Origin of the sequence: Streptomyces sp. SUK 48 (assembly GCF_009650765.1) — a bacterium.
Lineage (GTDB): Bacteria > Actinomycetota > Actinomycetes > Streptomycetales > Streptomycetaceae > Streptomyces.
Genome location: NZ_CP045740.1, coordinates 8,242,907 through 8,253,714 on the forward strand (window position 1 = coordinate 8,242,907; position 10,808 = coordinate 8,253,714).

At 71.2% G+C, this 10,808-nt stretch carries 10 protein-coding genes; all 10 read right to left on the reverse strand.

Annotation, left to right across the window (positions count from 1 at the left end):
- Window positions 1–122 precede the first annotated feature (122 nt).
- Entirely contained in the window at window positions 123–1,007 is an 885-nt protein-coding gene (locus GHR20_RS36235) for a type II secretion system F family protein (protein WP_153815691.1), read from the reverse strand.
- Window positions 1,004–1,957 (reverse strand): type II secretion system F family protein, encoded by a 954-nt coding sequence (locus tag GHR20_RS36240; RefSeq protein WP_153815692.1) that lies wholly within the window; start codon window positions 1,955–1,957, stop codon window positions 1,004–1,006. Before GHR20_RS36240 ends, GHR20_RS36235 begins: the two co-directional genes overlap by 4 nt.
- A complete protein-coding gene (locus tag GHR20_RS36245; RefSeq protein ID WP_153815693.1) occupies window positions 1,954–3,435 on the reverse strand; it encodes a CpaF/VirB11 family protein in 1,482 nt (493 codons plus the stop codon). The genes GHR20_RS36240 and GHR20_RS36245 overlap by 4 nt, the downstream gene beginning before the upstream one ends.
- On the reverse strand, window positions 3,425–4,252 hold the full coding sequence (locus GHR20_RS36250; RefSeq protein ID WP_153815694.1) for a hypothetical protein: 828 nt from the start codon (window positions 4,250–4,252) through the stop codon (window positions 3,425–3,427). Before GHR20_RS36250 ends, GHR20_RS36245 begins: the two co-directional genes overlap by 11 nt.
- On the reverse strand, window positions 4,252–4,896 hold the full coding sequence (locus GHR20_RS36255) for an SAF domain-containing protein (RefSeq protein WP_153816279.1): 645 nt from the start codon (window positions 4,894–4,896) through the stop codon (window positions 4,252–4,254). Before GHR20_RS36255 ends, GHR20_RS36250 begins: the two co-directional genes overlap by 1 nt.
- Before the next feature lie 76 nt (window positions 4,897–4,972).
- Window positions 4,973–5,833 (reverse strand): ATP/GTP-binding protein, encoded by an 861-nt coding sequence (locus tag GHR20_RS36260; RefSeq protein WP_243878252.1) that lies wholly within the window; start codon window positions 5,831–5,833, stop codon window positions 4,973–4,975.
- Entirely contained in the window at window positions 5,806–6,396 is a 591-nt protein-coding gene (locus tag GHR20_RS36265) for a hypothetical protein (protein WP_153815696.1), read from the reverse strand. Before GHR20_RS36265 ends, GHR20_RS36260 begins: the two co-directional genes overlap by 28 nt.
- Window positions 6,397–6,795: 399 nt before the next feature.
- On the reverse strand, window positions 6,796–7,707 hold the full coding sequence (locus GHR20_RS36270; RefSeq protein WP_153815697.1) for a replication-relaxation family protein: 912 nt from the start codon (window positions 7,705–7,707) through the stop codon (window positions 6,796–6,798).
- Window positions 7,704–10,337 carry an ATP/GTP-binding protein gene (locus GHR20_RS36275; protein WP_153815698.1) on the reverse strand — a complete coding sequence of 878 codons (2,634 nt, stop codon included), beginning with the start codon at window positions 10,335–10,337 and terminating at the stop codon, window positions 7,704–7,706. The genes GHR20_RS36270 and GHR20_RS36275 overlap by 4 nt, the downstream gene beginning before the upstream one ends.
- Window positions 10,313–10,687 (reverse strand): hypothetical protein, encoded by a 375-nt coding sequence (locus GHR20_RS37990; protein ID WP_243878253.1) that lies wholly within the window; start codon window positions 10,685–10,687, stop codon window positions 10,313–10,315. The genes GHR20_RS36275 and GHR20_RS37990 overlap by 25 nt, the downstream gene beginning before the upstream one ends.
- Window positions 10,688–10,808: the final 121 nt, after the last annotated feature.

A 10,808-nucleotide genomic window follows, 5' to 3' on the forward strand; every position in this document is an offset into this window, starting at 1 on the left:
GGCGCCCCGGTCCGTGCGACGCGGTGTGCGGGCGCCCGTCCGCAGGGAGCACAGTTCGTCGCGTGCGGGCTGCGGTGTGCTTCATGTTCCTTGCCTCTCAGGGGTGTTGAACGAGTTGGTGATCAGACGGTCAGCATGCGGATCACGGCGGGAAAGGCCATCAGCAGCATCACCAGGACGGCCAGGAGGGCTCCCGGCGCGGTCATCTTTTCGCTGGCGGTGTTCGCCTCGGCTGCCTGATCGGCCAGTAGTTCGGCGTTGAGTGCCGCGGTGCGGGCCCGCAGTGCCTTGTAGACCGCGGCGCCGTCGGTGGCGCTGCCGCGCATGATGTCGGCGACGTCGTCCAGCACGGGCAGGTCGTACTCGCGGGCGAGGTCGGTGAGCGCCTGATACGGCGGGATCTTCTCCAGCCGGGCCCGGCGAAGCGCGCCCTGCAGATAGAGGAAGGGCCAGCCTTCGCCGATCCCGGCGGCCTTCTCCAGGGCTTCGGCGGGTCCGGCGTCGGCGGCCCGCTTGAGCGCGACCAGGTCGAGGTAGGCGGACAGGGCGTGCGTGAACTCCTGCCGCGCCCGCTTGGCCTGGTCGCGGACGGCGAGATCGGGTGTGATGAACAGCAGGGCCGCGATGAGGATCCCGGGGCCTGCGGGCGCGTAGAAGGGCAGGCCGACGCCCGCGATGATCCAGGGAATCGCCGCGATCGCCGGGCAGAGCAGTCCCAGCGCGGCGAGCGCGGTCTTCTTGAGCATGAAGTGGGCCGGTCCCTGTCCGAGCAGCGCGAGGTTCGTGGCGGGGATCTTGATGCCCGGGAGCCGTTCGAAGCGGGCGAGGAGCCACCGGCCCCATACCTCCTCGCGGTCCGCTTCCGGCTCGGGCATCGGCAAGGGTGCCGGGACACTGCGCTGGAGAGCCGGCGACAGTGCCGGCTGGGACGGCAGGAGTTCCCGGATCAGCAGGGCGATGCCGGCCCCGGCCGTGCCGCCGGTGACAACAGCGGGCAGGAGGTTCACGAGGCGACTCCTTCCGGTTTTTGGGCACAGACCGGCGCAACTGGTTCCGGCGCGGCCGTGGGCAGCCGGACGGCGCTGGTCGGGTCGGTGATCAGGAACCGCGGGATGCGGCGGAAGCTGCCGAGCTGCCGCATCAGGGCGAGGACGCCGACGAAACCGGCAGCCAGGAAGGCGAGCACGAGCTGTCCCAGGAGAGTGGAGTACGGCTTCGTGTACGACGGCACGATGAAGCCGGCGACGACGACGCCCACGGTGATGACGGTCATCCACCGCACGGTGGTGCGGGGCTTGGCCCGGTCCGCCTCGATGGCGCGCTTGCGGGCGACCTCCTCGCGGACGGTGCCCGAGAGGTCCTCCAGGGCTTGGGCCAGGCCGGGGCCGCGGTCGTTGACGGACAGGAGGAGCGCGGCGACCACCTTGTCGGCGGTGACATCGTCCAGTTCGTCGGCGAAGGCGCGGAGCGCTCCGTCTGGCCGCCAGCCCGTGCGCAGCCGCTCGGACAGGCTGCCGATCTGCGGGGCGAGTTCGACCGGCGCTCCCTGACGGCTGGTCATCATCGCCTGCTCAAGGCCCATGCCGAGCCGCAGCAGGCCGGCCAGCCGTTGCGTCCACTCGCTCAGCGCCTCCAGCTGACCGATACGCTCACGAGCCGTCTGCGCCGGGGTGATCAGCCAGGGCACGCCGACGACGGCCGCGCCGAGCAGGACCCCCCCGACGAAGTTCCCCGACACCAGCCACACGCACACGAACACCACGACAGCTGCGGCCACGAGGGTCTGCCGCCTCAGCCGGGCGTCCTCGCCGCGGTTCCTCCCACCGCGCCAGGCCGCCTCCCAGCGCCTGAGCAGCGGCGCCCGGCGCGGTGCCGTGGTGCCCACCAGGCCGGCCGCGACCCCGATCAGCCCACCGAACACGGCCATGCCGGACAGCAGCCCGAACAGCAGCGTCATCGGCTCACCCCCACCTTCAGCGACAGCGGCGCCGGCCAGGCCCCGTACGACTGCCGCAGCAGCGCCGAGTCGAAGCCGACCCGGCGCAGGTCGTCGATGCAGCCCGGGTCCATCCGAGGAACCGCCCGCGGCTCCCCCCACTCGCGGCCGGGGGAGAAGACCTCGTTGGTGGCGGGCCGGCCGTTCTCCCCGATCCCGGTGAGTTCCAGGACGTGGGAGACGTAGCGGTGGCGGCGGCCACCGATCCGGGTCTCGTCCGTCATGTCGACGTACACGATGAAGTCCAGGCCGTTGGCGGTCTGCCGGTAGGCGAGCTGCTCGGACAGGTTGTCCTGGGCGAGCGCGTACAGTTCGGCGATCCGGTCGAAGATGATGTCCGGACGTCGCGCGTGGATCGTGCACAGGTTGCCGCCCGACCCGTTAGTCAACGCCTGCATCATGGCGACCACTTCGGGGCCGCGGACCTCACCGACCACGATCCGTTCCAGCGACATCCGCAGCGCCGGATGCATCAGGTCCAGGAGCGTGACCTCGCCCGCGCCGCGCCCCATGGCGTCCTTCTCCCCGCCCGACTCGCGGCCGACGAGGGAGACGACCTGCTGGTGGTAGCCGTTGGCGTGGGTGAACAGCTCGTCCTCGCTCTGGACGGTCGCGAACCGGCACTGCGGGTCGAACTCCTTGAGCATCGCCCTCAGCAGGGTGGTCTTCCCGGCCTTCTGCTTGCCCGCGATCATGATGTTCTTCTCGGCGCGTACGGCGGCGCCGAGGAACGCGCGCAGGATCGGGTCGATGGTGCCCAGCCGGACCAGGTCGTCGAGATCCGCGTGGGAGATACGGTGGCGGCGGATGACGGCGTACGTCATCGGACCGAGCCCGGTGATGGCCTGCAGACGGGAGCCGTCCTGCAAGGACAGGGCGAGAGCGGGGCTCGCAGTGGAGATGGTCCGCTCGCTGTGCCCCGAGCTGCGGGCCAACTCCCTGAACAATTCCAGAAGTTCTTCTTCGGAGTCCGCGATCGGGCCGACCCGGCGGCGTTCACCGTCACCGTAGTCGAGCCACACCTCGTGCGGGCCCTGGATGATGATGTCCTCGACCCGGTCGTCGTCCAGGTACGGCTGGAGCCGGCCGGCCCTGAACAGCAGGTCGTACACGGCGCGCCGCAGCGCCTCGTCCTCCTGCGGCGTCATCGCCCGGGCATCCGACCACAGGGCGACCGCCTCGGCGATCCAGTTCAGGCACCGCTGCTCCTCGCCGGCCCGGTCCATGCCGGGCGTGGACTTGAGCAGTTCCTCGCGCTGCTTGGCGACTTGCGACGCGATGTCCCGGGCCACCCGGTGGTCGACGGTGATCTGGGGGACCTCCGCACCGAGGACCTGGGGGCTCGACGCGGCACCGGCGGATACCGGTACGCCGTTGCTGCGCGGCGTCCGGGGCACCGGCGCCACCGTGGGGTCGGGATGCAGGGGCCTAGCCTGCATGAGTGACCTCCCCGCCTGCTGCGCGCAGGCCCCGTGGATCGAGACGGACCCGGTGCAGGGCGGCCCGCTGGAGAAGCAGGGCGCTGACCGTCCGGGCTCTCTTCATCAGCGGCGAGCGGATGAAGTGGCGCGGCTGCTCGGCGCCGTCGGACAGCACCCGGGCGTCCTGCGGCGCGTACGGCAAAGTGGCGATCACCGGCGCCTGCAGCACGCGCTGCACCTCGCCGGCGGGATACGGGCCCTGGTCGACCACCAGCACACCGATGCCACCCACGCGCTCCTCCAGCGCGCGCACCCGGCCCTGTGCCGCCTGCACGCCGCGCAGGGTGTTGCGCACCACGACGAACGTCGCATCGGCCTGTTCCGCCAGGACCCCGCAGGGGCCGCAGGCCCCGCGGCGGCCGAGGTCGATGAGCACGTCGTGGCCGCTCTCCGCCTCGATGCCCCGGAACATCTGCGCCAGGATCTTCCACACCTGGTCGAGGCTCGCCGCCTGCGCAGGATCGGTGATGCCGGGCAGCAGCAGTCGGTCGCGCGGTGTGTCCGGGTTGCCGTCCTCGGCGCTCAGATCGATCAGCTGCCGCCAGAATGCCTCACTGAACTCGCCCTTGCGGGCGGCGACCGAGAGGTTGCGCAACCCGTACCGGTCGCCGAGTGTGCCCTGCAGCAGTCCGTGCAGCACGGCCCCGCCGTCCGGATCGCACTCGGCGAGGATCATCCGCCGGCCCGCCTCGAGGGGCCACGACAGCAGCAGAGCGAGGGCGCTCGTGGTCACGCCGGGCGCGCCGCTGCAGCCCGCGAGCGCGATCACAGCCATCAGGCACCGTCCGCAGCGGCGAGGACCAGGCGCAGGGCGCCCGCGGCCTCCCACGCCGCGGCCGTGGGCCCGTCGCTGGCGGACGTGGCCACGTCGACGACCACGACTCCCGTACCCGGGGCGGCGCCGGAGGCTTTCACGACACGGCCGTCGATGGTCTGCGCCGCGACGTCCGCAGGATTGCCAGCATCGGTCGTTCCCTGAGCCGGGACGTGCACCAGCTGTACCTTCTGCCCCGGCACCAGATCAGTGGCCGGGACCTGTTTCGGCTCCAGTCCGATCGGCACCAGTTGCTCGCCGGTCTTCACCACGTTGTCGCTCGTCACCTGCGAGGAGGCGAGGAGGGAGCCGGGCTTGAGCTCCACGGCGGCCCGCCGGCCCACGACCGACTTCAGGTCGTCGGCGCGCACCGCCTTGACGACCGGGTCGAGGGCAACAGACGCCCTGCCCAGGTCCTCTTCGGTGAGGACCTGGCCGGCCTGGACGTCGCGGACCACGGTCACCACATCGGTGCGGTGGCCGACCTGGAAGAGCAGGACGGCAACTCCTGCACCTCCTGCGGCGATCAGCGCCAGCGACAGAGCGATGACGCCCGGTCGCCGCCTGCGAGCCGACACCCGGGGCGGCGCCACGGGCCCGGCCATGCGTCCCTGCTGGGGGACACCGTGCGTAGCTGCATCTACGTGGGTCCTGCTCATCGTTGTGTTCCTTCCGGCGGCATTACCCGACGACCTGTACTTCGCCGACCGCCACCTGCACGTCGGCCCGCCGTACCTCGGTGAGCCGACCGGTCTGCCCGCCGCCTAGCCAATCGATCGTCCACGTCGAGGTCGCGGTCACCGTGAACTTGCCGTTGTGGGCAGCGGCCGAGGTCCTCGAGTACACGTGTCCGCAGGTCGGGGACTGGCTCATACCTGCGGACGACGTGTAGGCGGTGCCGGGACCGTTGCAGGTCACCGAGGCACCGTCGCCCATCGCCCACACCATCCTCGACACCTTGGCGGTCGCGGTGACGGTGACCCCGCCCGCCGTGGCCGACGCCGTGTTCGGCCCGAAGGACGTGGCGCTCTTCTTGACCCACATCCACATCGGGACGCCCACGCTGTACTTCCCGGCCGCGCGCGGGCTGGCGATGTCCGGACCGAGCAGCGTCATGGAGTCGACCGCACGCTGCGCCAGTTGCCTCGGGTCCACCCGCGGAACCGGAGGCTGTCCCAGCGGGACGACGACGAAGCCGTCCGGGTTGTCCAGGCCGCCGTCCGTGCACCCGTAGAAGTAGGCGTCGTTCTTCTCGGGGTCGGCGCCTTTCCAGCCAGGCCATGCGGCCGCAGGGTCCGGATCGACCTTGGTGTACGTGCACGCGACCTTGCTGTCGGCGCTGGTGCCGGCGCCTTGTGGACTGTCCGCCTGCCCGCCGCTGCCGCCGGTTTCGACGGCGACGCAGACTTTGACGACCTGGCACCTGACCGCACCGACGCCGGGATCGCCACCGGCGTGCGCGGCACCGGCCGAGGCCAGGGTGAGGACGCCGGTTAATGCGGCGAGACGCCGGATCAGCAGGATCGCTCCTGGGCGGTCCACTTCGTGACCATCCACTTCGTCCCCCACTTTTCGAGCGTTGCGGTACTGGCGTACTTGAGGAGCCGCGTCGTGGGCAGTGGGACCGGCTTCTTCGAGGTCTTGTCGATCAGCGTCCAGTGGGTCGTGTCAACGCAGTCGTGCACCACGGCCGTGGGGATCTTGCCATCGGTCACCTTCATGATCTTCGGATGGATTACCGGCTTCCCGGTCATCACCTGCCCGGCCTTCCGCATGACCTTGAGGTCGTGCTCGATGTCGAACAGGGCCCTGAGGGTGTTGTTGTTGTTCAGGCCGGTGGCCGCCGAGGATGCCTTGCTGTAGGCATCGGTCTGCGCGGCCCAGGAGTTGCTGTACGCCGTGAGGGCCGCGTCCTCGGCGGTGGCTGTGGGGGACGGCGAACCAGCCTGCGGCGCAGGGTTGGCTCGGGCCTGCATGTCCGGACTGCTGTCACTGCAACCAGCCAGAGCCAGCACGCTGCCGGCGAGAAGCAGCACGGCTGCGTGCTGGTGGATGCGGACGGCGCCGGTATGGAGCCCCGAGAGGCGCGGTTGTGATGCTGTCACGTTCTCTCCCCGTAGGACGCGGTGCGGTCGCCTGTCCGCAGGTCTTTGGCTCGCGCCGATTCGGAATCGCGGCCTGACCCACCTGTGGTGATGCCTGTGTGTGATCGCAAGGTTACTCATATGTCACGTAACTTCCCGGCAAATAGGTCGAGTTCACTCGTGTGTCTGGGGATGTATCCGATCATTTCGGAATCGGGCGACCGCTTGGGTTCGGTGTCTTCGCTCGTCGCGCCCGCACAGAGATCTCGCCCCCCGGGGTTCTGCGGGAGGCCGTTCTCAGTGGTGTTGCGGGCCACCGGATGTCTCGCCGAACCCGCGCGTGTCGAGGTGACCGTCGTGCTGTGTGTTTCCTCGGCCGGCACGCCCAGGACGGCGATCCTGTGCCTCTCGGCCGTGGCGTCACAGCTGCGTCCACGGGCGGTATTTGCCGCCCGCCAGCGGAACCCAGATGTGAGAGGTGGGGCCGAGCTCGTCGAGGTCGTCCAGGACGGCCGCTCCCAGCGGCACCTCGCGGGCCAGGCCGGCCACGAGGGGATGATGGGTGGCCATGGCCTTGAGGTCGTTGATCCGGTTGTCCATCGTCTGGCGTGACGCGCCGGTCAGCACGAACAGGATGCGGGGGAAGACCGGGTACCAGCGCAGCCAGCCGGGGCCGTCGTTTGTCTGCCGGCGCCGGCCGAGAGGCTGCGGTTCGTAGGCCCACAGCCTCGCGTATTCGATCAGCTTCGCGGCCAGCCGCTCGCTGCTCATGGTGGCGCGGTCGATCTCGACGAACGCCCGCAGTTTGCGCCGCTGTTCGCCCTCGATGAGGGTGTAGTGCATGAGCGCGTCGGCGATGATCCTCTCTCCGTCGCCGATCGAGTGGAACACCTCGGGAGTCCAGTCCAGGTGACCGTGCTCGTCGCCGCGGCGGCGGGCATCCACGACGAATGCCAGGTGGGTCCGCAGGACGGTGAGGGTGTGCGGGGTCTTGAGCGAGGCGGCCGTGGCGGAGGTGACGGGGTAGGGCGGGCGGCCCCGCAGCGCGGGCCAGTCCCGGGTGAGCCGTGCGCCTTTCGGAGTGAGGTACCAGACCCGGGTGCGGTGGGACTGCGGCAGGACGACGAAGTCGACCAGGCGCTCGCCGAGCAGCTCGTTCAACCGCTCCGAGACCGACTGGCGGGAGCGGTCGGGCCGCAGCAGGAGGTGCAGCTGGTGGGTGGAGGCCATGCGGTGCTGGGCGAGCGTGGCCAGGAGCTGGTGCTTGAGGGGCTCGACGGGACTGGGCGTGAAGCTGCCCGCGGTGCCTTTCCTGGGGCCGGTGATGGTCATCCGAACTCCTGGTCCATTTCCTTCGACAGGTGGGCGGCGGCGCCAGCGGGGGAGTGCGCGCCGAGGAAAGCGGTGACGCGGCCGAGCTGGCCGGCGGCGCGGTCCGTGGCCTGGTTCAGCGGGACGGCTTGTGCGTTCGCCTGGGCGGCTCGCTCCAGTGCCAGGGCCTGCTTCGGGCGGGCGAGAGCGGCGAAGACGGCGTCGAGGTGAGGCCCGCGCAGCCGGACGGGCCCGATGCGGCTGCCGCGTACGTTCATGGAGATGTAGTGCTCGAACCGGTCCATGGTGGCGACCCGGTCGGGGCTGGGGTCATCGCCCCATTCGGCGGTGATCGGCGCGATAGCGGACTTCGAACCGGCGGTGGTGGCCAGCGTGGAGGCATTCTGCACGAGGGACTGCCGCACTGGTGTGGGCAGCCGGGACAGCAGCTGGGTCATGCCGTGGACGTGGCACCTGTACTTGCGCAGGTCCTCGAACATCGCCGCGATGGTCTCGGGCGCTGCTCCGGTCAGGGTGATCAGTTCGTCGAAGTACGGGCGGAACGGCACCCGTTTCCCCTCCGGGGTGTCGCGCCGCGAGCGCGCGGCCCGCAGCAGGTCCCGGGCGAGCAGCGCGGTCAGGAGGCGGTCAGTGGGCCCGTTGCCGCCCGGGCACACCCACACGATCATCCTGGAGTCCATGGCCGCGCGGATGTCGTAGACGCCGGCGGGCCGGCCGAGGAAGGCGCGGGTGAGGGGGTTGGCGGCGAGCCGGGCGATGGGGTTGAGGACGACGGCGAACGCGTCGGCCGGCAAGGTCGGGAACACCGACTGCCACCAGGCGCGGGTGTCCCCGTCGAGCCGGTCCGCCACCGCGGCGAGCGCTGCCGTGCGGAATGCGGCGTCGGTGAGCAGAGCGCGGATGTGGAAGATCGTGGCCTGGTCCTCGGGTTGGCCGGCCTGGCAGGCCGCCTCGTTCACGGCGGCCAGGACGGTGAGCGCGGCGGTGAGGATGGTGAGCGCGCGCGGTGCGCTCGCGTCGTCCCATGCCAGCGCGGAGGCGTAGGCGTCGGCGATCGCCTCGACGACCTCGTGTGCCGCCTGTCCCTGGTGCATGCCGAGCGGATTCCACGAACTGATCCGCGGGCTGGGACCGAGACCGTTGAGGTCGATCAGTGCGATCCGCTGCATCAGGTCGTCGTGCGCCAGAAACGGCCGGGCGCGCGGCCACGAGTCGCGGTGCGGGTCGACGAAGACCAGGCCCCCGCCCGCGTGTGCCCATCCGATCGCCTGGGCCAGAGCCCGCTCCGTCTTGCCGCCGCCTGCCTTGCCGACCCCGACTTCGAACAGGGTCTCCTCGGCATAGGTGGCGACCAGCCGCTGCCGGCCGTCCGGGCCGCGGTAGATGCCCTGCAGCAGCAACTCGGGGTCGCCGAAACGGAAAGTCGGCAGGTCGCTGGCGAGCACCGGCAGACGGCAGTGCACGGTGGGCGGCTTGAGCAGTCCGTAAAGTTCCTCCAGCCTCACCCAGTTCGCGCGGGGCGGCTGGCAGTGCCCCAGGTTCCAGCGGCGCTCGAAAGCACGCCTGGTGGGCCAGCGGTCGGCGCCGATCCGCCACGGCCCCAGCTGCCAGCCGCGCATGGCCCACCGGGAGCGGCCGCCGAAAACGTCGAGCGCGGCCTGAAGCTGTGCCATACGGGCCTCCGCGCGGCCCGCGGTGTTCGAAGCGCACATCACGAGCAGCTGGACCCGGACCAACTGGTCGTCCTCGGCGAGCTTGCCCAGCGCCTCCGTCGGCTCCACCCGGCGCGGGACCGGCGGCATCACCAGCCGCCGCCCGCCACCGGCTGCCGGCCTGTCACTGAGCAGCTGCTGCACCTGCCAGCCCAGGGAGTCCTCGATGCCGCTGGCGTCCTGCCGCAGCCAGCGCGCGGCTCGCTGGGCCTCGCGGCGCTCACAGCGCCGGGCGGCGCCCATCAACTGCCGGCGGCGGGCCCGCAGTACCCACTTCGGTGCCCGCTGCATGTCGAGCCGGAGCTCGGCAAGGTCACCGAGCTCGGCGCGCAGGTCCGCCACGGCGTCGATGAGCGGCTGCAGCGGATCGGGGGCGAGCGGCACCTCGCGCAGGGGCGCTGTGGGCTTGCCGCGCAGGATGAACTCGGCTCGCACGGTGTGCTCCCGGGGCTTGTCGGTGATCGGCCGCCCCGGGGCCACGGTGACGTCCGGCCCGAACGGGGTGATCGACAGGAGCCGTTCCGCGCCGGCCGGTCCTTCGATGCGGTAGCGCAGCGGCGCGCTGCCGTCGGCGCGCAGCCGGATCTGTACGGCCTTCGACCGGCGCGGTGCCCACCAGGGCATGGACGTGGACGCGCGGGCGAGCTGGACACCGCGCCTGAAGATCTCCTCCGGAGTCGGCTCGAAGTGCCGGGTGGAGAGGAGTTCCAGAGCCATCCGCTGGGCCGAAGCCTTGGCTGCGAGCCTGCGCACCACCAGTTCGCCCGCGCCCCAGCAGACGGCGATGATCATCGCGAGCACATACCAGTGGGCGCAGAGCCAGTGCGCCCACCCGGCGATAGCGGTGAGCAGAGCGCATACATGACGGGCAGTCGTGTGCGCGGCCAGGCCGGTCAGATGCGGGGCTGCGGCGTCCACGTCGCTGCTCCCTTCTCGGACGTGCGGGTGAAGTGCCATTCGCTGATGCGGAGGTCGGTGAAGGTGCCGCCGCGGTCCGTGCCGGCCCACACCAGATGGACCACCGCCCCGGCCGGGCTGCCGTCGCGGCGGGCGAGTGCGGCCTGGATGCGGAAGCGGGCGGTGGCGAACGCCGGGGCCATCTGGTCTGCGCCGGGGAAGAGGTCCGGCCACTGCGCACGGCCGGCTCCGGTGGCGTCCGCGCGCAGCAATGCGCGGCCCGCGGCGAGCAGTTCGCGTTCATCCGAGGCGGGCAGGTCGGCGGGCCAGGCCGTCTCCAGCGAGCGCTGGATCGCCTGGTCGCCGGCCACGCCCTCACCGTGCGGCGGCAGAGCCGGCGCGGGGACAAGTGCCGCCCGTGGGGGAGGTGCCGCGAAAGAAGGCGTGCCGTCGGCCGGCGCAGAAGGCGCGGGCCGCGCCGATCGGGCCGTC

Excerpts from the sequence above, each read along its gene's own strand:
- GHR20_RS36240 (WP_153815692.1), bottom strand. The coding sequence starts at position 1,957 with ATGACGCTGCTGTTCGGGCTGCTGTCCGGCATGGCCGTGTTCGGTGGG.
- GHR20_RS36245 (WP_153815693.1), bottom strand. The coding sequence starts at position 3,435 with ATGCAGGCTAGGCCCCTGCATCCCGACCCCACGGTGGCGCCGGTGCCC.
- GHR20_RS36250 (WP_153815694.1), bottom strand. The coding sequence starts at position 4,252 with ATGGCTGTGATCGCGCTCGCGGGCTGCAGCGGCGCGCCCGGCGTGACC.
- GHR20_RS36255 (WP_153816279.1), bottom strand. The coding sequence starts at position 4,896 with ATGGCCGGGCCCGTGGCGCCGCCCCGGGTGTCGGCTCGCAGGCGGCGA.
- GHR20_RS36270 (WP_153815697.1), bottom strand. The coding sequence starts at position 7,707 with ATGACCATCACCGGCCCCAGGAAAGGCACCGCGGGCAGCTTCACGCCC.